Origin of the sequence: uncultured Actinomyces sp. (assembly GCF_963542285.1) — a bacterium.
GTDB lineage: Bacteria > Actinomycetota > Actinomycetes > Actinomycetales > Actinomycetaceae > Pauljensenia.
Genome location: NZ_CAUTWQ010000010.1, coordinates 1 through 21,541, shown reverse-complemented (window position 1 = coordinate 21,541; position 21,541 = coordinate 1). Strand labels below are relative to the sequence as shown.

The window sequence follows — 21,541 nt, the reverse complement described above, 5'->3', positions numbered from 1 at the left end:
CTCCACCTCGAGGACATCGCTCGAGGGGTGTGTTATCGAGAAACCACAACGGTTCCTTCGATGACCCGAACTCCTTCGGGCGATGCTTCAATAAGCGCGCGAACGCGTTGGTTACCAGCAGGTCGCCACGCTACGAGGCCTCGGTCCCTGACGGGTACCACGGCGCCGCGTCGAGATTCTTCAGCACGGCGTACATGTGCACGACGCATGGGACGAATCTGACCATCTGGGCTTGCCACGAATACTCGATCAAAGACGGGTTCGAATTCTTCGACCCGCTCAGCCAAGGCATCGCGTTGTTCTCGCAGGCGATCCACTTCATCCTCCAGCTCCATGATTCGCTGGATACCGGCCAAGTTGATTCCCTCATCTTGGCTGAGGCGCTGAATCTCCTTCAGACGCTCGATATCGCGTCGGGTGTAACGCCGCCCGCGTCCCTTCGTACGAAGGGGTGTCACCAAGCCAATCCGATCGTATTGACGCAAGGTTTGCGGGTGCATTCCCGCGAGCTCTGCGGCAACGGAAATCACGAAAGTTACTTCATCCTGATGCCCCATCACGCACTCACCTTCTTCACAAGATCTGCGCGCGGATCACTCTGATCAAGAGAATCCGCCAGCGACTTGATCGAATCAAGCTGTTCAGGTGTGAGATCCTTGGGGACCACCACACTGATGGTTGCCAAGAGATCGCCCGTTCCCTTCTTCGTGGCCACACCGCGACCCTTCAGGCGCAGGGTTCGACCAGAATCCGAGCCGGCGGGAACCTTGACGGTGACGGTCGAGCCATCGATCAAGGGAAGCTCAACCTTGGCACCCAGCACGGCCTCGGCAAAGGTCACAGGCAGGGTCATGCGAAGGTCGTTACCCTCACGGCTGTAGACCGGATCCTCCTCGACATGGATCGTGACGATCAGGTCGCCAGCGCTCCCACCATTGATCGAGGCTTTCCCCTTGCCGCGCAGACGCACACTCTGTCCGTCCTTGATTCCCTTGGGAACCTTGACGGTCATAGGCTTACCGGAGACAGCCAACTTGATGTTGACTCCACTCAGGCTTTGCTTGAGCGTAATGCGCGTCGATGCGCGCAAGTCTTCACCCTTTTGGGGGGCTTTCTGGTAAGGCGAGCCGTTCGCTCCACCAAAGTCACCGAATTGAGATGCGCCAGCGAAGGGAGAGGACCCACGCGAAGAGCCGCCACCAAAACCGCCGAACGCACCCAGGATGTCATCCAAGTTGATACCTGAGCCACCGTTGGTGGAGAAACGAACATTTCCGCCGTTTCCCCCACCGAAAGCGCCGAAGAGATCTTCGAAGTTCACGCCGGCTGCTCCGCCGCCACCGGCACCGCCGCGGAAACCGCCGGCGCCCATCGAGCGAATCGCATCGTATTGCTGGCGCTGCTCAGGATTGGAGAGGACCGTATAGGCCTCGCCAATTTCCTTGAAGCGTTCTTCAGCTTCGGGGTTCCCCTTGTTCTGGTCGGGGTGCCAGGTGCGCGCAAGTTTGCGGTAGGCCTTCTTGATTGTGGCCTCATCAGCATCCTTGCTTACGCCAAGGACCTTGTAGAAATCCTTTTGGAGCCAATCTTCTCCACTCACTGCGCGTCACCTCCTTTTTTGACTCTGCAGTTCGTTGAATGTTCCTTATTCAGGGTTGTACACCAGGACTTTCGCCGCGCGGATAATGGTCTCTCCGCGACGATATCCAGATTGCAAGACCTGTCCCAGGACCGGGTGGTCCACATCGGGATTGGGCTGAGCCATAAGCGCTTCATGAAGCATGGGGTCGAAATCGTCCCCTTCGTCTCCGAAACGTTCCAGCTCGAAGCGCGTCCGAAGCGTGTCTTCCAGCTTGTTCGCGATCGAGGCAAAGGGACCGTCATTGAGATCCCCGTGCTTGCGCGCGGCCTCGACATCGTCCAAGACACCGATCATGGCTTCCAGCACCTGGTCGCGTCCGGACTGGACGTGGCCGGCAACGGATTCCTTGGAACGGCGAACGAAGTTCGAATATTCCTGGTTCAAGTTGTACAGGTCTGCGTGAGCGCGGGCGAGTTTTTCTTCCGCCTGCGCCGCTTGGTCGAGAGCCTTGGACAGTTCACTGTCTTCCAGCTGCTCTTCGAAGTCCGACATATCGACTTCACCCATGTCCTCACCCTGGCTGTTTACCGAGGCCGCGGTTGCGTGTGCAGCTGCGCCCTCTTGGGTAGGGGGCTGGGCGTCGCCCGGGGTGGCCGGCTGAGAGCCGACCACCGGTTCCTGGGCGTCGTCGGAAGTATTCGTGGGCTCGGTGCTCACTTGTCGTCCTCATCCACGACTTCGGCGTCGATGACGTCGTCATCGGAGGAAGTGGTCGGCTCCTGTGAAGCGCCTGCTTCGGCCGAGGCCTGAGCAGCCTGAGCGTTCTGGTAGACCTCCTGGCCGATCTTCATCGCGGACTGGTTGAGTTTCTCAACGGCATCCTTCACGGCCTGAGTGTCGGTGCCCTTGAGGGCTTCCTTCACAGCGTCAAGGTCACCCTGGACTTCCTGGCGGGTCGCTTCAGAGACCTTGTCAGCGTCTTCCTTCAGGGTCTTCTCGATGGTGTAAACCAGCTGCTCGGCAGAGTTACGAATCTCAAGCTCCTCGCGGCGCTTCTTGTCGTCCTCTTCGTGCTGAGCGGCCTCGTTGACCATGCGATCGATCTCTTCCTTGCTCAAGGCGCTACCGCCGGTGATGGTCACCGAGGTTTCCTTGCCGGTTCCAAGATCCTTCGCGGAGACGTGAACGATACCGTTCGCATCGATGTCGAAGGTTACCTCGATCTGAGGAACGCCGCGCGGTGCGGGGGCAATTCCAGAGAGCTCGAAGTTACCGAGGAGCTTGTTGTCAGCGGTGAACTGACGCTCGCCCTGGAAGACCTGGACCAGAACGGAGGTCTGGCCGTCGGCAGCGGTCGAGTAGACGCGCGATGCCTTGGTCGGGATTGCGGTGTTGCGCTCGATGACCTTGTCCATGACGCCGCCCATGGTCTCGATGCCCAGGGACAGAGGAGTCACGTCGATCAGCAGAACGTCCTTGCGGTCGCCCTGGATGACGCCGGCCTGCAGGGCTGCGCCAACTGCGACGACCTCATCGGGGTTCACGCCCTTGTTGGGCTCGCGGCCACCGGTGAGCTTCTTGACGAGCTCGGCAACGGCCGGCATACGGGTGGAGCCACCAACCAGGACGACATGGTCGATCTCGCTTACGGAGATTCCTGCGTCCTTAATGACCTTCTCGAAGGGAGCCTTCGTGCGATCAAGCAGATCCGAGGTCATTTCCTCGAACTTTGCGCGGGTGAGAGTCTCGTCCAAGTGGACGGGGCCATCAGCGGTCACCGAGAGGTACTGCAGCGAAATGTTTGTGCTCATCGCACTGGACAGTTCCTTCTTTGCCTGCTCGGCTGCTGCGCGCAGACGCTGAAGTGCGACCGGATCCTTGGAGAGATCAGCACCGCTCTTAGCCTTCACCTGCTCGATCAGCCAGTCAACGATGCGCTGGTCCCAGTCATCGCCACCGAGGCGGTTGTCGCCTGCGGTTGCGCGGACCTGAATGGTGGAGAAGCCATCGTCGTCCTTGCCGATTTCCAGCAGGGAGACGTCGAAGGTACCGCCACCGAGGTCGAAGACCAAGATGAGCTCGTCTTCCTTACCCTTTTCGAGGCCGTAGGCCAGTGCCGCGGCGGTCGGCTCATTGATGATACGCAGGACATTCAGGCCTGCAATCTGGCCGGCATCCTTGGTTGCCTGGCGCTCTGCGTCGTTGAAGTACGCAGGAACGGTGATGACCGCGTCGGTGACGGGCTCACCGAGGTACTCTTCTGCGTCCCTCTTGAGCTTGGAGAGGATTCGTGCGGAGATTTCCTGAGCGGTGTACTTCTTGTCGTCAATGCTGACGGTCCAGTCAGTGCCCATGTGGCGCTTGACCGAAGAGATGGTGCGATCAACGTTGGTGACCGCCTGACGCTTGGCGATCTCGCCAACCAGAACCTCGCCGGTCTTGGAGAAAGCAACGACCGAGGGGGTCGTGCGTGTGCCTTCTGCGTTTGCAATGATTGTGGGTTCTCCGCCTTCGAGCACTGCAATAGCGGAGTTCGTGGTGCCGAGGTCAATACCTACTGCGCGTCCCATAATGATTTTCCTTTCATCAAAGCGTGGTGGAAATTGTCGCCGAGGCGATACCGCGCTTTGTACGTCTTCTGTTGTGGTGGCCGAGGTTACGACCTTCAGACCACCTTGAGTCTGTTGCACTCAAGTTTAGGGATTGAGCCTCACGCCCGCAAGCCCTACATCAAAACTTGAGTCTGACATACTCAACTTATTTCAAAGGGTTTTATTCCCCAATTTCCCAAAATATTTTCTAAGAATCGGAGGCTCTGCCGCTTACCATTGAAAATCCGCGGAAAAATCGGAATTCATTCCACGGAATTTCTCCATATCACGGCGCTCTTTCTTCGTCGGACGTCCACTTCCGCGTTCTCGCTGAGCAAAAGCAATGCCCAACCGAGGCCTCGGCTCACTGAGATCCTCATAGCAGAGTTTCGCGAAGGGATAACCCAGTCGTTTCGCAAGGAGCTTGCGAACGATAAGAACACGGTCAAAGCCCTCAACTCGCAGACGAACCTCATCACCCACGCGCACTTTCTGCGCAGCTTTCACCGATTCACCGTTAATTTTGACGTGACCGGCACGTGCAGCTGAGGTTGCCTGCGAACGTGACTTCACATGGCGCGTTGCCCACAGCCACGTATCAATACGCATGGTCTCACTCGCCGCGAGCGCCCCCTGAGGGACCTCACGCGGTTCATCACCAGCGCTCACGCCCGGCTTTTCACTCATAGCAGCATCTTAACGCCCACGCGCTTGCAGCCTTCTTACTCCCCCGCCGCCCACGCGCTTGCAGCCTTCTTACTCCCCCGCCGCCCACACAAGTGGCACTCCACCACTCAGCGCACGCCCGGCCTCGTTGTGGCGAAGACACTTTCAAGATGCCAAGATGAAGCGATGGAGTGCGTGAATTTAACAAGCGGGGAATGCCATTCATGCCCCCTCATGCCCACTCCCTATAACCTTCAGCTTGAGCAGCGCCAAAAAGAAGCCAGCGAGCTACTGGCAACTCTGCCTCAGGCCTCGGAAATGAAATGGCTGCCCGCCGCCGCATCAACGCCTGAGCACTACCGAAGCAAAGCAAAATTTGCGGTCGGGGGAAGCTCCGAGCACCCGACTTTGGGGATCACAGGAGGTGCACCCAGCTACACAGGAGTAGACCTCCCCCACTGCATTGCGCATACAAGGGTCATCGCAGACACCATCGACCCCTTAAAAGCATTCATCCGCGAGCTCCACTTGGAGCCCTACGATATTGCGCGCAGGCGTGGCGAGCTCAAGCACATCCTGGTCACGCAGGGAACTGATGACGCACTGATGATCCGCTTCGTCATGCGCTCAAAGCGCGACTTAGCACTGCTGCGTTCAAAACTTTCGCTCTTGTACTCACTCATTCCCGCGACCCAGGTCGTTACCGTGAACATTCTGCCCGCACACGCCGCACTGGTAGAAGGCGACGAAGAGATCGTTATTTCCCAACAGCAGACACTGCCCATGTTTGTCGGCGATGTCGAACTTCACTTGGGACCACGGTCGTTTTCACAAACCAATACGGGCGTAGCCTCACAGCTCTATCGCCAGGTCGCGCGCTGGGCACAACAGAGCGGGGCGTCTTCCCTGTGGGACCTCTACTGCGGAGTGGGTGGTTTTGCACTGCACGCGGCACTTGGCGGGGTTGAACGCGTCAGCGGTGTTGAGATTTCACCCGAGGCCATTGCCTCCGCTCGAGAAACCTCTGAAGAACTCAGTGTGAGTGAGCGTGTAAGCCTGGTGGCCAGCGATGCACAAAAGTGGGCTTTCGCACAGGATAGGGATCATTACCCCGAGGCACTGGTCGTCAACCCGCCGCGGCGCGGAATCGGAACAGAGCTTGCTCAGTGGATTAATCGGAGCGACATTTCCACGGTGATTTACTCGTCTTGCTATCCAAAGTCACTGGTCAGCGACCTTCGGCTCATGAATTCCTACAGACTCCAAGAAGCGCGCCTCTTCGACATGTTCCCCCACACCGAACACATGGAATGCGCGGTATTGCTGAAAAAATTGCCATAGCGTGACGGCGGCGTCGAGTGTGGGATGGAGCAGACGTGGATCACGTGTGCGCGATGTGACCGCGCCTTGTAGAACATTCAATCCAAAGCTAAGCTCGTCAGTAGACGATGTGCTTTTGTATCAACAATGAGTACACTGAAAAATCCTGAATCACGACGCTTTAAACACGCATTAAAGTCTGGGGGACATAGTGAGGAAAAGCCGGAGAATTCTGGCTACAGGCGCTGGTCTGGCCCTTTTTGCCGCAGGTACGATAACAATGTTTGCGCCTAGCGGTGCGCAAGCCGATGATCAGGCCTTCCCTCTTTCACAGTACACATCTTCTACAACTACGACTGTGTGTAATACCAACCCTGTGATCACGACCTATCACGGTACCGTCGTAGTAAATATCCCGATCACCACGCTTCTTGCAGGCCACGAGGCCGAAATCCGCGCTGCAGCTGCGCAGGGACTCTCCCCCCACGATTCCGGCAGCTCCTACAACTCCGATATTGCACTGACCGTGAGTGTCCCCCAAGGAAGCCAAGTTGGGGACGTCTCGCGCGAAATCTACCTCGTCAATGCTCTCCTACACCTGGTTCTCCTCCAACTCTGACCAGACACAGGTCACTGCGAACATCCAGTTCAATGATCTGAACTGGCAGCAGCTGCTCGATATCTACGATGCAGAGAAAGCCAACCCCGGCCAGCACACGATCAAGGTCCAGGTCCCCTATGCCGTTGGCACAACTGACCCCACGGAAGCGACTCGACTGGCCAGCGAACAGGTTACCGTTACAGGTAAGTTCAACTTCTTCACATCATCGACCACCCCCGCTCAGGTCTTTAACTTCGATACGAAGACCCTGACACTCTCGCAGTCGCCTACCGACTGCTTCGCGTCCGCACCAACCCGGACAACGCGCTGGGTTGATGAAGAAGACGGCCACGACTTACAGCCCCCGAAGACCGGACCGAACTTCTTCCAAGCCGCAGGAATTCCCGACTACGAATTCTCCACTTGGGAGCTGTCTTCGGATCGCTTGACCGGTATTTACAAGTACAAGAAGGCATTTGGCTCCCTTCCGGTCAACGGTGACGACCCGACAATCGACACCGATTTTAAGATCGGCACCGATGAGAACCCCCCCCCCCAACTCAGAAGGAAGAGATCCACGCCGAGAATAAGGACTCTCTTCTGACCATTGAGAACGTCGTTCACTTGAATGACCTTCGCGGTGGACGCATTGCGGATCTCCTCCAGAAATACGACGAGACGCCCAACGCTTTCGACGATATTGCACTGAAGAATGCTCACTTGGGCTTTACAACCCAGATCACTCTTCCTGCGCAGCTGAAGTTTTCTGACCCCTCGGCCATCTCGGTGACTGGGCTTCCCCAGGGCTTCTCAGCGAAGACAGTGGCAATTAACGGACAGACCGCAACAGTCGCCGTTGACTTCGATAACCCCGATCAGATCACCACCATTGAAGCCCTCAAGGATGCGATGGCGGGGCTTCACGGCGAAGCGGTGATCACCATTAAGAAGATTGCCTTCACTGATTCCGCAACTGCCGATTCGGATTACACGATCGATCACCTCACGCAGGGCACTATCTCGGTTGATGTCGAGAAGCAACTCGGTGTCATTGTCAGGCCCGGGCAGCCTTCACCCGCATGCCCTCCGACTATGGGCGACTACGCCACTGTCGAACCGGCCGAGCCTCGCCCTGTTCTTGGAACAGTATTCGATCCCCCGTCGCCTTCTTGTCCTCCTAGTGACACCCCTGTTTCCGCCGGATGGACCTTCCCCATGACCGGCCCTTCTGCCGGATGGGATGAAGCTCCGCTCATGGAGCACCCCCTGAAGTACACGACCAGCGAGTCGCATCCCTACGTGACACGACTGTCCTTTAAGCCCAGTCCGACGCCTACACCGACGACGGTTACGCCCTCGGTTCCTCCCACGCCTGCAACGCAGCTCGCCAAGACCGGTGCTCTCACCGGCGGAGTGCTGCTACTCGCAGTTGGAACAAGCGCAATTGGCGCCGCGACAATGCGGAAGAAGCGCTCTTAATTCACGTTTCAAAGCTATAGGCGGGGGTGCCGGTGATTCACCGCGGCACCCCCGCCTTGTGTGTGGTGGGGAGCTGCCCCTCAGCTCAGCTCCCCACCGGGATATTCACCTCAATTCATGCGCCGTCTGCGCAGCGCATAGCCCGCGGCTGTTAGAAGGGCGGCACTGATCACGATGGTGCTTGTCTCGCCACCCGTGCGAGCAAGAGATGACTTCTTGCCCTTGCGGGTACTCTTCTTCTTTCCATCCTTTGCCGAGGCCGCGCCCGCTTGCTCTGCAGGCGCTGGCCCTGCCTGCTGCGATCCGTTTTGAGAAGGATCGGCGCTTGGCTGGGCACTTGGATCCCCACTCGGCTGGGTGGTGGGATCCGTTGTCGGCTGAGTGCTCGGATCCATTGTCGGCTGAGTGCTCGGATCCGTCGTCGGGTCTGGAGTCGGTGTAGGCAGCGAGACGCTGAGGGCAGTGCTCAAGCCAATGCGTGCGTTCGCCCGCATTGTTGTGCATGCCTCCGGAGTCGGATCAGCCGTGCAATCCACGCCAAGAAGATCGTTGGTTGTGGGACGCTCGATCTTCACCATGCGGAGATTGTCGAATAAGACCGGCGCATCGCCCTCATCAGCGGCGATAGTGAAGCGCACCTTCGTTCCATCCTTCGCGACCGTGAAAGTCACAGGAACGCGTTGGAAGGAACTAGGATCGCTATTGGTCCGGTGCTTCTGATCCGCAGCCATCCAGTTTTCGGCCCAGGTCCGGTCAATGACGGTCTCTGGGTTTGCAGCAGGATCGCTATCGTTCACCGTCTGGACATCCAGATAGTTCTGTCCGACCAGTCCTTCAGCATTTGTATTGACCGTCAGCGCTTGTTCATCATCCAAGGAGCGAGCACGGCGTGCGCTTCGCGTACCAGCACTGCGCTCGCTTCCTGTAACAGCTGCGCGCGTCGTTCCGTCGGGAACAAGAACTCCCAGCTCTGCGATTGCAAGCAGGCCATCGGGTTGGTCGGCCTTGGTCTTGTAATTGCTCAGGACTCGGATGCGAACATACTTCGCGTTCACCGCTTCGTCGAAGGTAATACGCTGAGCGAGAGCCGTGTTTCTCAAAGTGCCTTCGGCGACCTTCTGATTGATATTTGCTGCGTCTTGGCCAACATAGACCTCGTAGGCCTTGGGCCGGCCATTCGCTTGCCCCGCTCGTCCTGCGATCGACAGACCGCCGATACTGACCGGCTGCGCGCCAGTGGGATCGCTTCCTTCGAAGAGGGCGAGATCAATCGTGCTGGGGTGATCGGTGAGGTTGACCCAATCCTTGTCGTAGAAGGTCGTCAGGTCCTTGTCGAACATGTTCGAGGCCGGGTTCGCTTCGTAGGCGGCCGGTGCACTTACCAGCTGGAGGGCTCCCGTGTAGTCCTTGAGCGTCAGAGTTGGCGTGGGCTCAGGGGCGGGAGTGTCGCCACCCTCGGTAGCATTTCCACACAGGACGCGGGCATTGCCCCAGTTCGCGTGGTCGTTACCGTTGCCATTGCCTCCGTCTCCAACGATCAAGCGGATGTACTTCATCCCTCGAACATTGCCCGAGATGTCCCTCGGTTCGCTTCCTCCCCTGATAACCGAGGTTTCTGGAACGACGTCGGACCAGTTGGAACCGTCAGTGCTACCGATGACGTGGAAGGTCACTGAGCCACTCCACTGTCCATCCTGCACGCCAACGGTTGCCTTGAAGGTTGTGCATTTTCCTTCCAGCTCAAAACCGAGGTCACTGGGGGCGTGTGCACCCAGACCCTTGGCATAGGGCTGATCATTCATCAATATCGGATCACCGTCTCCTGCTTGATCTTCACCGACCTCGCTATCACGTTCGACAGGTCCCCAGCCGTTGGAGTTCCACGTCGATGAGAAGGGGATGTCAGAGAGGTAGTTGACGGCATTGGACCTGATGGATCCCAGAGCTGTCACACTCGTTGTGCCCACAGCGGTACGGTCCTCATCGCCGATCCGGTAGTGGGCCTGGTGCGTCAAGGTGACGGCATTGCCACCGGCCCCTTCGGGAATGCTCACCGTCCACGTGGTGGTGAAGGTTTCTCCCTTGGCAAGAGTCTCAGCAGTCGTGGGCGAAGTCGCCTGTGCACTCCACCCAGCTGGAAGGCTCAATTCGCTGCGAACATTGGTGACATCCGCGGACTCATTATTCACCAAGGTCGTTGTCACCTGGACAGTCTTGCCTTCGATCGCGCTTCCCTGGGTTGCGATGCTTGCAGCAGCGCACGCGGGGACGTCGGCGGTTGTTCCAAGATCTTCAACTCGGAAGTTATCAATCGAGAAATCGTTTCCTGACTTTCCTCCCTGGACGTTGTAGAGGCCAACCCAGTAGGAGCCGCAAGCACCAACATTGAGTTCTTCAACGAAGTGCGAGGGACTCTCCGTTTGGGGAAGGAGCGTTGAATCAAGGTAGTTCGCGGTGACTCCGTCAGCTCCCGCAGAGTCGTACGCGCTGACCCAGTAGTATGAACCGCTCACGGCGTTGTCGTAATCGTAGGAAATGCGGTAGCGGTGTCCTGCCTGCAGATTCACGGTCTGTGGAACCGTCCGGTAGACAAGACCACCGTTTTCTTCGTGGCTCTTCAGTGACCAGTGTCCCGCAATCGCATCATCTGTCGCCTTACGCGAACGATCGGGAAGGACTCCGCCTCGTTGAGTGTAGGGAGCATTCAGCGAGGCCAGAACTGTGCGCGGGTCCGTAATATTGCCGGCGTCGCCCTTGACGAAGGGACCCCAGCCTTCCGCAATATTCTCGAAGTCTTCAAAGACTGTCGTCACGGGCTTGTCTCGACTCGCCCCCAAGTCACCATTTCGCTGCTGCGATCCGGCGCTTGTCACGCCATCTCCCGAGGCGGAAATAGTGACCTTGCGGGTCTTTCCATCGTTGATTTGGACCCACGCGCTGCCCTGGTAGGTTCCTGCATTGAGGGTCATCTCTTGGGTCAGTGAGGCCTTGCCCGCACCCAGTTGTGCGACAGGATCACCGTGGGGATCCTTCACGACGCTGACTGAACCGGTCGTTGTGTAGCCGTTCAGACTTCCCGAGTTGAATCCAGGATCAGCGAAGACGGTCCCTGCGCCCCATGCGGGGGTCGAGACAGCTGCGGGAGCGTTTTCTGGAACCAACACGAAGGCCGTGTGGTCGCGATCGCCGTCAGCCACTCCGTCATAGACCGAGGCCGGGATTGTGATTTTTCCGCCGGAGACTGCCAAATCGGTGACCTTCACGCGGCCTTGATCTGTGAGTCGGTAGAGCGCCAGAGAACCAACGCCTTGGTATGATTTGGTGAGAGTCCACTCCGTCGCAGTTCCTGCAGGGTTGTAGTAGTACAGGCGGTCTGCCCCTGCGGAGGTCCCGTTGTCCTTCCAGGGCAAGAGGTAGCTGTCTCCGCGAAGGACTGTCGCCCCGTCGTAGACGAATTCGCGAGAGGACGCCATGTCTGCCTGAATCGTTCCAACGACGTAGCTTGCCTCTGTTTGAGCAGTAACTGCCGTCGAACCCGAAGCTATCGTCCCATTGGCGAAGGTGTAGGTATGCTTCGTCTTTCCATCTCCTGCATCCGCGGTGTCGTAGCGCATGATGCGCGAGTTCTGGAGGAACTTGCTGGGCAGGTTGTTTGACCAGATATTGCGGTAGAACGCGTCTTGGTCTTGGTGGCCGGTCCAGCCTTCGAACTCGACGATCTGGGGGTAGCCCAAGACAACATTCGGGTTCCAATTGTCCTTGTTCGCGTTGTCGATGAAGCGGATAACCTGGGAGTTCAATCCCTTGTTGGTTGCTCCACCGTAGTGCTCGTCATTCGACCAGTGCGACCACAGCGAGTGCCTCTCGAAGCGGTCTGCCCATTCAGATCCGACTTCCCATCCCATCTTGTTGAGTTCGTTGCCCAAGCGGTCAGCTTGCCAGCCCGAACCGTAGTAGACATCGATATAGATCCAGCGGAAATTCGGGTACTTGCTGAGGGGGAATTGATTGCGCAATTCCTGGAAGCGATTGACAGCGCCGCCATTGCCCAAGTCGTCACGCTGATTGACGTAGTAGGACTGGTTGAGCCAGTTCCACCCGCGGCCACCGGTGAAGGGAAGAGAACGGAAAGAGTTTGCTTCCGGGTAGGCCTCGGTCGTATTGACGTGAACGCCGTAGATCGCATTGACATCCTTCGTGCTGGTGAAGAGGGTACCGAAGTCAGCCTCACCACCGGCGCGAGTATTGATGTTACCGCCGTAGTCCATGTGGCCCGAATCGTGGCCTTCAGAGGCATAGCCCTTGATCATGACGCGCTGCCCCAAGCCGTCAGTCGCAAGACTCACGCGTTTCACATCATCTGCGGTCTGGAGGAAGGGATGCGTTGCAGCCGAACCAAAATTGAAGGGAATGTGGGTAACGACCCACTTATGATTGTCGGCTGCGCCAGTGATCTCGGGAGTGATATCCGCATAGGCAACTGCGGCATCTTGCCAATCAACGCTTCCCGAAGAGTTCGCGTCTCCTGTGAAGACAAGTGTCGTGTAGGGGCGTTCTTCGTCCCCAATGGCGTCCGTCGCGGCCTCGGAACGGTAGGTCCACTGACCGTTTTGCGCGATCAGAGTCTTGATGCCGTTTTGTTCGATGACCTGGCGCTTCCACCTGGAATTCCAGTTGCTTTCATAGCCTTGGGGCTGGTCATAGGTCGCGTTGGTCTCCATACCGACGGCGACCTTATTGGTGTTGACCATGAGGTAGGCGCTGGGTTGTTCGTAGTAATCAGTGGGCGTCGAGGCAGTGATGCTGGCAAAAGTATCGTCAACACCCGCATAGGAATCGTCATTGGCCGCGCCTCGGGATACTCCCGTGATGCCACATGCGTATGCTCCGCCTTGGTCTGCATTTACTGAGACGAGGCCGTGGCCGGGAATTTCCACCGTGTGCGCGCCGCTCATCTCAGTGATGCGGAAGGTCAAAGTCGGCCGCTTTGCGCCCTCCGTTCCTTGGGCGTGCGAGGTGATTTCCTGTACCTCGATCTCGGCTTTCATCGTGATCTCGCTGCCGACGAAAGTTACCGTATAGGCGACTTTCTGGTCGGACACGCGCTGCGCTTCAACAGTGTCGACCGTGTATTGGTTTCCGTCGATCGTGACCTGGTGAAGCGTTTCCGCGCGGCCGCCAACGGGATTTCCCGCGAAGGTATATCCGGTCACCTGCGGGAATTCGTGCGAGACCGTTGCACGAAGTTGTCCCGCACTAATGGTCGTGGGCGCGTTGAGAACAACGGGGGTATCTGTTGCACCTTCAGTAGCATGTGCAACCGCTGATCCCGGAAGGGATAAGGCGAGCGCCCCCAGGATGGCCAGGGGTCGCCAAAAGACGCGTTTGTCTATCATCGTGTCGGGCTCCTTTGCCTAGACGTGACTCATCTATCTTCCAGCGAACACTCATCAATTGCAAGGAGTTTTTGAGAGGTATTTCTTCCACAGGCAGAACACAGCTTGTCCATAATCCCTACAGAATCCGCCAGTGGATTCTATAGCCATGAACACGAACAACCTTCCCCAGCCGGCCACTCCTTCGGCCGATGATCTTGCACGCACCCTCGCTGCTCGCCAGCAGGCACAGGCAGCCACCGCCCAGTCCCAGGCCTCCCGCACGGAAGGTTCCTCGGCCTCAGCCCACCACGCGAAGCCCACACGCACCCGCCCCGCAAAGCGCCGCCGCAAGAGGCTCCGCAACGGAATCATTGCGGGAGCAACTGCGATCACGCTGGCTCTGGGCGGCACCACCGCTTGGGCTCTCAACCGCTACGTGATCGATCACGTTGAAGTTACCAGCGCTTCTTCTTACGAGGCCTCACAGGGCAACGCGCAGACCACGTCCTTGAATACCGATACCGCGACCACAACCTCGGACACCTACACGAACGGAAACACCAAGATTTCCATCAAGCAGGTCCAGGATAACGGCGTCACCTACTACGTCGCCGATGTCCAGCTCTCCGATGCAACTGCACTTCGTTCCGCTTTCGCAAACGATCAGTTCGGCGCGAACATCACGGACCTCGTTTCTTCGATCGCAACGGATAACAACGCCGTCTTCGCCATTAACGGCGACTACTACGGTTTCCGTTCGACGGGCATCGTGATCCGAAACGGAACGATCTATCGCGATAGCGGCGCTCGTCAGGGCCTAGCCATCTACAAGGACGGCACAATGAAGGTCTACGACGAAACTCAGACCAACGCTCAAACCTTGGTCAACGAGGGCGTGTGGCAGACCCTCTCCTTCGGTCCGGCTCTTTTGGAGGACGGCCAGGTCATCAGCGGAATTGACAACCTGGAGATTGATACCAACTTCGGTAACCACTCCATCCAGGGCAAGCAACCGCGAACCGCGATCGGAATCATCGACGACAACCACTTCGTCTTCGTCGTTGTGGATGGACGTTCTCGCACCTCAAGCGGCGTGACCATGAGCGGCCTTGCCGAAATCATGCAGAGCCTGGGCGCAAAGACTGCCTACAACCTCGACGGCGGCGGCTCCTCTGAAATGTGGTTCAACGGCCAGGTTGTCAATAACCCCTCTAATGGTGGCGAACGCGCTACCTCCGACATCATCTACATCACGAAGGGAGCATGAGCGATGTACGTGTTAATCCCCGCTTACCAACCGGACGCACGATTGCCGCGTCTCATCCTTGAGCTGCATCGCGCAGATCCTTCAACAAAGATCGTTGTCGTTGACGACGGTTCCGGCGAAGAATACCGGGATATCTTCGATGCCTCGCGCACTGCGGGCGCGCACGTCATCTCCTACGAGCGTAACCGTGGTAAGGGATACGCGCTTCGGACGGGTTTCACCTACATTTACGATCGCGCCCAAAGCCTTGGAATCAGTGACTGCGTTGTGACTGCAGATGCCGATGGCCAACACACCTTGGTGGATATCTTCCGCGTGGGCCAGGCCTGCGCAAGGTCCAATCAGACTGTTCTGGGCGTTCGTGAGTTTGTCGGTCATGTTCCGGCGCGTTCGAGGATTGGAAATAGCGCGACTTCTGGACTCTTCTGGCTTGCAACCGGCTGGAAGCTCAAGGACACCCAGACCGGACTTCGTGCCTTCCCGATTGAACTTTTGCCGACGTTGATCGATATCGAGGGCGATCGTTATGAGTACGAGCTCCGCGTCCTTTTGCAGCTTGCGAAGTACCGTCATCCGGTGACACAAATCCCGATTGAGACGATTTACGAGGCCGGCAACCCCACCTCTCACTTCCGTCCGCTGCAAGATTCCGCGCGAATTTGGGCCCCGCTCCTGAAGTTCGCTGCCTCTTCGGGAATTGCGACCATCATCGACTATGTTTTGGTTCTTCTCCTGAATGCGCTCACGGGTACTTTACTCTTCCCCGTTGTTACTGCCCGTTTGGTCAGCGCTTCGGTGAACTTCACAATGAATCGTCACGTTTTCGAGGCCAAGGGAACCTCCCTGCGCCGCAGCGCTATGCGTTATGCTTCCCTGGCCCTTGCGGTCGTCGCCGGCTCCTACATCATGCTTTCCGTAATGACGAGCGTGGGCGTGCCGCTGTGGCTAGCAAAGATCATCGCTGACACGACGATGTACCTGGTGTCCTATTCCGCGCAGAGCCGCTATGTCTTTGCACCCACACAGGAGCAGAGCACCGAACCCACGCTTCATGAGTCCCAGGCTCACCCAAAGTCTCCGACTCAGACCCAGTCGGAGGACCTTGAAGTTAGTGTCTCAGGAGCAACCTCAGCGCAGCTGAGCAAGCAAGCAGGAAACACTCCGGCAAAACCAGTGCTGCCCGCGCCCGCGACACCGTCCGCCTCTACCATCCGTTCACTAAATCCACGAGGCCTAAGCGCTCGGCAGTCTAGTGTCCCCTTGAGTCGGGCCTCGTGAGCGTCGGATAATAAATATCCTCAGTGGCATACTTATGGACTGTATAACGCATAAACAAGGAGCATCCATGCGTATCGAGATCCTCAGCGAATGTGACTCATCGACGACCGAAAAGGTTCACGAGGCCTTTAAGCGTCTACTTCCGCAGCTCTCCTCTTCCGCACAGCCTTTGTCGCTCGAACAAATCCAGGAGCTTCTGGCTCAGGACTGCTTGCACTTGGTATGCGCGCTCGACGAGGATGACCAGATCTTAGGGATGCTCTCGCTGGTTGTTTTCGATATTCCGACTGGCCGGCGAGCATGGATCGAAGATGTCGTTACCGATCAGGCCGCACGCGGTCAGGGCGTGGGACAGAGCATTGTTGATGCCGCGGTTGAGCACGCTCGGGAGTTGGGAGCTAAAACAGTCGATCTCACATCTCGGCCGACGCGAGAGGCGGCGAACCGCCTCTACCGTCGGGTTGGTTTCCTTCAGCGCGAAACCAACGTCTACAGGAAGTCTTTCTGACCCCCGTAGGACCCGTGTGTGGGAGGTGGGACAGCAATCGCTGTCCCACCTTTTCTGTTTAAAGAAGCGTATCTGAGATAACGTTGAGGATTCTGAGCAGGGTATCGCGATCATCGCCTTCTACCGCGCCAAGAAGCCCGTTGCGCACTGCGCTTGTGAAGACGCCATTTGCGGCCTCATAGGCCTGACGCCCTTCAGGAGTAATGCGCACAAGGACAGAACGTCGATCCGTTGACGATCCTTCTTTGGTAATGAATCCCTTCGCCACAAGGCGAGAGATTGCACGACTAGTTCCCGAACGTGTCAACGAGACCAGCGCACCCAGCTCGCCAGAACGCATGGGCTGCTCACCGTTAGCAAGCTCGTCAAGCATCTCAAACTCAATCAGAGCAAGAGGTGCGCTTTTACTAATTTCCGAACCTAACGTGCTTTGAACAGCACGTGTAACAGAACTCCACGCGTGCCAAAGCTCAGATTCGCTCTCATCGAGGAGAGTCTCATTGCTTTGTGTAATCACCCTTTTAATTTATCAGCTTAGCAACAATAAAACTACCCTCTGACCTGCGCAAATGCCCAAATGAACCGGACAGATTTTCACCGAATTAATACGAAGTGTTACGATCTGACAACAAAATCATCCACCACGATGATCAAAGTTGAATTTCTGTCAGCTCACATTTTGTGAGCTAGTGGGCGAAATGAACGAGATGCTTGCTTTTTCCGTCGTGCACAAATGAGCACATCTTCGTGAATGAAACGTGCAGCGTAGGATGGATGCATGACACCACGACTTGAATCGGATCATCCCGAACTCGACGCAAATACTTTGGACTATGTCCATTTCCTTGCAGACTCTCCCAGCCCCTACCACGCTGCACATCTAGTTGCGCAGCGCTTGGAAAACCTCGGTTTCAGTCGCCAAGACGAAACAGCAGAATGGGATGCGACTCCCGGCGGACACGTATTGGTTCGCGGAGGCGCCGTCATGGCATGGGTAGTTCCCGAAAATATCAGTGAAACCGCTGGTTTCAGGATCGTTGGGGCACACACAGATTCTCCTGCGTTCACCCTCAAGCCCTCACCTCAGACAACAACGGCTGATGGCTGGGGACAAATCGAGGTCGAGGTCTATGGCGGAATGATCATGAATTCCTGGCTGGACCGTGAACTGAGCGTTGCGGGCCGACTCATTCTGGCCTCGGGAGAAGAAATCCTGGTTCGCACCGCTCCGCTGGCCCGCATTCCTCAGCTAGCAATCCACCTCAACCGCGGGGTTAACGATTCTCTGCACCTCGATCCCCAAAAGCACCTGCACCCGGTATGGACGGTCGACACTCCCGATGCATCACTCATGGATACCATCGCACGGGCCGCAGGCTTGGATAACGCAAATGATGTGGTCTCTTTCGATCTGATCTGCGTCCCCTCACAGGGACCTGTCACCTTCGGCGCGGATTCGCAGTTCGTTGCTTCGGGACGTCAGGACAATCTCTCATCGGTTCACCCTGGACTGTGTGCACTTGAAGATCTCGCTCGCCAGGGACTTCCCTCAGACGGTGACATCCTCGTTTTCTCATGCTTCGACCACGAAGAGGTCGGTTCAGAGTCTCGCACGGGTGCAGCTGGTCCAATTCTGGAAGACGTTCTGCGCCGCACCGCTTTCGCCTTAGGACGTGACGAAGATGGTTACGCGCGAATGATCGCCTCCTCAACCTGCGTGAGTGCCGATGCCGCACACTCAATTCACCCGAACTACCCCGAAGTTCACGACCCTTCACACCACCCGGTCATGGGCCGCGGCCCCATCCTCAAGATCAATGCCAAGCAACGCTACGCAACCAATGGGGTCGGAATGGCTCTGTGGAAGCGCGCCTGTGATGCGGCAGGGGTTCCAACACAGAACTTCGTGTCGAATAACGCCTCGCCATGCGGAACAACAATTGGCCCAATCACCGCAACCCGACTGGGTATTGAGACAGTGGATGTGGGCGTTGGCCTCCTCTCTATGCACTCGGCTCGCGAAATGAGCCATGTTGCAGACCTTCTGGGACTGCGTAAGGTTCTGGCTGCCTACTGGCTTGGCGCCTGATCGGATACGCTCTGAACAGACAAGGCCGCACGTATTTACGGCCGTGGGGCCGGGGAGTTCACAAACTCCCCGGCCCCCGACTTCCACCTAACGCTTGTTACAGGAAATCTGGCGATTAGCGCTGAAAATCAGCCGCCTGCTCACCGCTGAATGCCCGTGCAATAGTGCGAGTGAATCGATCATTCATCTGCGGGATCTGATCTCCCGGCACGAACATCGCTTGAGTGTTCTCACCATCTGCGGGGAAAGGATCCCCACTGAGCCATTCACACGCAAAAGCAACGTCCAGGTAAGTCGTTCGATCACCATTTTCGTAGGTAACCGGGCCAACAACTTCCACACTGAGCAAGCGCACGGCTCGCGCTTGACATGCAGTCTCTTCGAGGATCTCTCGACATGCGGCCTGAGCCGGCTCTTCACCCGGATCGATAATTCCCGTTACCGGTGTCCACGCGTGATTATCGGCGCGCTGAACAACCAGCACCTCAATGGAAGCCGGGTCGATGGGAGAGCGCCAATTAATCGCAGCCCCACCACGGCCTCGTAAAACGACAGCGGTGCAGCCCGAAAGCCACAACATGGAGTGCCCCACGTGCCGTCGTAATTCCAGAACAAAATCCGGTGTTGCCATGTGTTACTCCTGTGCTCACAGTGTCCAAATAAATGGCACCAAGAAAATCTTGACGATGATTGCGAAGGCGAACAATGTCGCGTACGCGGCCTCGATACGTTCATCAGCAACACGTGCATCTGCCGCTTGCAAGACAGCCGGCTGCCCCAAGAAACCTGCAACAGCTCCCGCGGTTCGCGGCGCAGACAATCCCAGATATCGGCCGGCGATCGCCTGAGCAGTGCAACAGACCGCCACGATGATTGTCGCTAGTATCGCAGCCTTCCAACCCTCTGGACGCAGCAGAAGATCAACAAGTGCCGGCCCCGCATTCAAGCCCAAAGCAGCCAGGAAGAGCATCAGTCCTACAGAGCGAATCGTGATATTCGCCGAGGCAGGAAGCGTCCATACCAGAGGCCCGGTTCGACGGAGTGCACCCAGCAGCATTCCGACGATCAGAGGTCCGGCCGCAGATCCCAGCTGGAAGGTTGCTCCACCAAACATTGGGAAGGGGATCGCACCCAAGGCCATGCCCAGAACCATACCGATACCGAAGGCCATTCCATCAACTTCACTCACTCGGCGTTCCGAGTCACCCAAGAAGCTCTGGACGTTATCAAGTTCCTCCTGCGGAACAACGACTGCCGCATGATCACCCAGATTGAGCTTGAGATCGTCGCGTGCCAGCAGGTCAAGATCCCCTCGGCGAACTCGGGTAATGGTCGCACCGAAACGAGTGGCCAGATTGAGCTCAACGATCGCTCGTCCCGCGACATCGGGACTCGACACAACAATTCGCTCAAAGGCAACATCGGAGCGGTCGTCAGCCAAGTGGTCGGAAACCTGCGTTCCCAACTGCTCGACGACCTCGGCAATAGCGGAAGTGCCACCGACCAGAACAACAAGATCGCCAGCGCGAAGTTCTTCGCCAGGGATCAAGACGCGGGTGCGCCCTTCACGCTGAAGGTAGGACATACGTACGCGCCCCTCACGCCAAGCGAGAATCTTTCGCGTCAAGATCGGGCGGTCCACTCGAACAGTAACGGCGTCGAGGCCAGCACCCGCAAGCGATGGCGTGTCCTTCTCCCCCACCCACTTTCGCGTCACCGTCATGGTGACGACAATGATTCCGACAATTACGCCGATGGGGTAGCCGAAAGCATAGCCAACTGCTGCCTGAGGGTCGCCACTAACTCGTGTCGCCGCATCCAACGCAGGCGCAGCGGTCAGCGCACCGGTATAGAGCCCGGTCACGAGGCCTTTGCCCAGTCCCAGCAAATGTCCTCCGATAGTAGCGACGACCGCGCCGACAATACAGATGATCGTGGCCGAACCTAGAAGTGAGGTTTGTTTGCGAAGATCAGAGAAGAACGTCGAGCCCGCGGCGATACCAACGGTATAGACGAAGAATGCCAGCCCGATTTGTTGGATGATCGCAGTCCCCTGACCGGCTTGCGGCGAATAAGCCGAGACAAGTAGGCCGACGAACAGCGCACCGGCTGCACCGAAACGCAGCGGCCCAAAGCGGATCGCGCCCAGAAAAGCGCCCAGTCCGACAACCAGGAATATTGTCAAAAGATGGTTCTGTGCGAGGAATTGGGCCATAGGTCTAAGGGTAGTGGTCAAATGAGTAAAAGAGGGGCGCACCATAGGCGTGGAGTGTGAATACACACACGTATCCAATCGCACTGCACCCAGAATTCTCACAGACAGCGCCCAGCATGTTACCGTTCAATAAAAGGACGAATACGGAAGGATCCCTCCATGACAAATCCCCAAGCGGGTTGGTACAGCGATCCCTCAAATCCCTCACAATTGCGGTGGTGGGATGGGACGCAGTGGACGAATAACACTCGGGCAGCGCAGGGCACCACACAAGCATCAGTGCCCCAGCGTCCGGTAACGACAACTTCGTCCTCGTACAGCGCTGTTCCCCAAAGTCCTCTTGCAGCAAATAGCGGTTCTGCTCAGGCGCACTACCAGGCGCAACAGGGCGGTTATCCCCCCGCTCAGGGCGGAACAATGGGAACGTACCCAGCCCAACAACCCGCACAGAATGCACCTGCCACCACGGGAGGATTCCCTCCACGTCCCGCAAGTTACACACCAGGATTCCCTCCGCGTCCCGCAAGTTACACGCCAGGATTCCCTCCCCGTCCCGCAAGTTACACG

The 21,541-nt window shown here is 57.4% G+C and carries 18 protein-coding genes; 9 read left to right on the top strand and 9 right to left on the bottom strand.

The window, feature by feature from the left end; genetic code table 11:
* Window positions 1-32: 32 nt before the first annotated feature.
* The 5 genes from RW023_RS05525 to RW023_RS05505 form a co-directional block, all read right to left on the bottom strand.
* Window positions 33-557 (bottom strand): heat shock protein transcriptional repressor HspR, encoded by a 525-nt coding sequence (locus RW023_RS05525; RefSeq protein WP_315580263.1) that lies wholly within the window; start codon window positions 555-557, stop codon window positions 33-35.
* A complete protein-coding gene (locus tag RW023_RS05520; RefSeq protein WP_315580262.1) occupies window positions 557-1,600 on the bottom strand; it encodes a DnaJ C-terminal domain-containing protein in 1,044 nt (347 codons plus the stop codon). Before RW023_RS05520 ends, RW023_RS05525 begins: the two co-directional genes overlap by 1 nt.
* Window positions 1,601-1,645: 45 nt before the next feature.
* Entirely contained in the window at window positions 1,646-2,299 is a 654-nt protein-coding gene (locus RW023_RS05515) for a nucleotide exchange factor GrpE (protein WP_315580261.1), read from the bottom strand.
* Complete coding sequence (gene dnaK / locus RW023_RS05510) at window positions 2,296-4,152, bottom strand: molecular chaperone DnaK (protein ID WP_315580260.1); 1,857 nt, start codon at window positions 4,150-4,152, stop codon at window positions 2,296-2,298. Before dnaK ends, RW023_RS05515 begins: the two co-directional genes overlap by 4 nt.
* Window positions 4,153-4,404: 252 nt before the next feature.
* Window positions 4,405-4,860 carry an RNA-binding S4 domain-containing protein gene (locus tag RW023_RS05505; protein ID WP_315580259.1) on the bottom strand — a complete coding sequence of 152 codons (456 nt, stop codon included), beginning with the start codon at window positions 4,858-4,860 and terminating at the stop codon, window positions 4,405-4,407.
* A gap of 165 nt (window positions 4,861-5,025) precedes the next feature.
* Between RW023_RS05505 and RW023_RS05500 the strand changes: the two genes are divergently transcribed.
* The 4 genes from RW023_RS05500 to RW023_RS05485 all read left to right on the top strand — a co-directional run bounded on the left by RW023_RS05500 (window position 5,026) and on the right by RW023_RS05485 (window position 8,239).
* Entirely contained in the window at window positions 5,026-6,180 is a 1,155-nt protein-coding gene (locus RW023_RS05500) for a methyltransferase domain-containing protein (RefSeq protein ID WP_315580258.1), read from the top strand.
* 259 nt (window positions 6,181-6,439) lie between these two features.
* Complete coding sequence (locus tag RW023_RS05495; protein WP_315580257.1) at window positions 6,440-6,778, top strand: hypothetical protein; 339 nt, start codon at window positions 6,440-6,442, stop codon at window positions 6,776-6,778.
* A complete protein-coding gene (locus RW023_RS05490; RefSeq protein WP_315580256.1) occupies window positions 6,711-7,364 on the top strand; it encodes a hypothetical protein in 654 nt (217 codons plus the stop codon). Before RW023_RS05495 ends, RW023_RS05490 begins: the two co-directional genes overlap by 68 nt.
* Window positions 7,365-7,384: 20 nt before the next feature.
* Window positions 7,385-8,239: a hypothetical protein gene (locus RW023_RS05485; RefSeq protein ID WP_315580255.1), complete on the top strand. Its 855-nt coding sequence runs from the start codon at window positions 7,385-7,387 to the stop codon at window positions 8,237-8,239.
* A gap of 110 nt (window positions 8,240-8,349) precedes the next feature.
* Here RW023_RS05485 and RW023_RS05480 read toward each other — a convergent pair whose 3' ends face one another.
* On the bottom strand, window positions 8,350-13,635 hold the full coding sequence (locus tag RW023_RS05480; protein WP_315580254.1) for an endo-alpha-N-acetylgalactosaminidase family protein: 5,286 nt from the start codon (window positions 13,633-13,635) through the stop codon (window positions 8,350-8,352).
* A 148-nt stretch (window positions 13,636-13,783) separates the two neighbouring features.
* Between RW023_RS05480 and RW023_RS05475 the strand changes: the two genes are divergently transcribed.
* The 3 genes from RW023_RS05475 (at window position 13,784) to RW023_RS05465 (ending at window position 16,670) form a co-directional block, all read left to right on the top strand.
* A complete protein-coding gene (locus RW023_RS05475; protein ID WP_315580253.1) occupies window positions 13,784-14,884 on the top strand; it encodes a phosphodiester glycosidase family protein in 1,101 nt (366 codons plus the stop codon).
* Window positions 14,885-14,887: 3 nt separating this feature from the next.
* Window positions 14,888-16,162 carry a bifunctional glycosyltransferase family 2/GtrA family protein gene (locus RW023_RS05470; protein WP_315580252.1) on the top strand — a complete coding sequence of 425 codons (1,275 nt, stop codon included), beginning with the start codon at window positions 14,888-14,890 and terminating at the stop codon, window positions 16,160-16,162.
* Window positions 16,163-16,229: 67 nt separating this feature from the next.
* A complete protein-coding gene (locus tag RW023_RS05465; protein WP_315580251.1) occupies window positions 16,230-16,670 on the top strand; it encodes a GNAT family N-acetyltransferase in 441 nt (146 codons plus the stop codon).
* Between the two features lie 58 nt (window positions 16,671-16,728).
* On the opposite strand, the gene RW023_RS05460 is transcribed toward RW023_RS05465, so the two are convergent.
* On the bottom strand, window positions 16,729-17,187 hold the full coding sequence (locus RW023_RS05460) for a MarR family winged helix-turn-helix transcriptional regulator (protein WP_315580250.1): 459 nt from the start codon (window positions 17,185-17,187) through the stop codon (window positions 16,729-16,731).
* A gap of 261 nt (window positions 17,188-17,448) precedes the next feature.
* Here RW023_RS05460 and RW023_RS05455 point away from each other — a divergent pair, with 261 nt between their 5' ends.
* Window positions 17,449-18,759, top strand: a complete 1,311-nt coding sequence (locus tag RW023_RS05455; protein WP_315580249.1) for a M18 family aminopeptidase — start codon at window positions 17,449-17,451, stop codon at window positions 18,757-18,759.
* A gap of 115 nt (window positions 18,760-18,874) precedes the next feature.
* Here RW023_RS05455 and RW023_RS05450 read toward each other — a convergent pair whose 3' ends face one another.
* Both RW023_RS05450 and RW023_RS05445 read right to left on the bottom strand, forming a co-directional pair.
* Window positions 18,875-19,390 carry an NUDIX domain-containing protein gene (locus tag RW023_RS05450; protein ID WP_315580248.1) on the bottom strand — a complete coding sequence of 172 codons (516 nt, stop codon included), beginning with the start codon at window positions 19,388-19,390 and terminating at the stop codon, window positions 18,875-18,877.
* A 15-nt stretch (window positions 19,391-19,405) separates the two neighbouring features.
* A complete protein-coding gene (locus RW023_RS05445) occupies window positions 19,406-20,974 on the bottom strand; it encodes a TrkA C-terminal domain-containing protein (RefSeq protein WP_315580247.1) in 1,569 nt (522 codons plus the stop codon).
* 159 nt (window positions 20,975-21,133) lie between these two features.
* Here RW023_RS05445 and RW023_RS05440 point away from each other — a divergent pair.
* On the top strand, window positions 21,134-21,541 hold a 408-nt coding region (locus RW023_RS05440), incomplete at its 3' end, for a DUF2510 domain-containing protein (RefSeq protein WP_315580246.1).

Excerpts from the sequence above, each read along its gene's own strand:
- RW023_RS05525 (WP_315580263.1), bottom strand. The coding sequence starts at position 557 with ATGGGGCATCAGGATGAAGTAACTTTCGTGATTTCCGTTGCCGCAGAG.
- RW023_RS05495 (WP_315580257.1), top strand. The coding sequence starts at position 6,440 with ATGTTTGCGCCTAGCGGTGCGCAAGCCGATGATCAGGCCTTCCCTCTT.
- RW023_RS05475 (WP_315580253.1), top strand. The coding sequence starts at position 13,784 with ATGAACACGAACAACCTTCCCCAGCCGGCCACTCCTTCGGCCGATGAT.
- RW023_RS05505 (WP_315580259.1), bottom strand. The coding sequence starts at position 4,860 with ATGAGTGAAAAGCCGGGCGTGAGCGCTGGTGATGAACCGCGTGAGGTC.
- RW023_RS05480 (WP_315580254.1), bottom strand. The coding sequence starts at position 13,635 with ATGATAGACAAACGCGTCTTTTGGCGACCCCTGGCCATCCTGGGGGCG.
- RW023_RS05500 (WP_315580258.1), top strand. The coding sequence starts at position 5,026 with ATGGAGTGCGTGAATTTAACAAGCGGGGAATGCCATTCATGCCCCCTC.
- RW023_RS05470 (WP_315580252.1), top strand. The coding sequence starts at position 14,888 with ATGTACGTGTTAATCCCCGCTTACCAACCGGACGCACGATTGCCGCGT.
- RW023_RS05450 (WP_315580248.1), bottom strand. The coding sequence starts at position 19,390 with ATGGCAACACCGGATTTTGTTCTGGAATTACGACGGCACGTGGGGCAC.
- RW023_RS05455 (WP_315580249.1), top strand. The coding sequence starts at position 17,449 with ATGACACCACGACTTGAATCGGATCATCCCGAACTCGACGCAAATACT.
- dnaK (WP_315580260.1), bottom strand. The coding sequence starts at position 4,152 with ATGGGACGCGCAGTAGGTATTGACCTCGGCACCACGAACTCCGCTATT.
- RW023_RS05465 (WP_315580251.1), top strand. The coding sequence starts at position 16,230 with ATGCGTATCGAGATCCTCAGCGAATGTGACTCATCGACGACCGAAAAG.
- RW023_RS05445 (WP_315580247.1), bottom strand. The coding sequence starts at position 20,974 with ATGGCCCAATTCCTCGCACAGAACCATCTTTTGACAATATTCCTGGTT.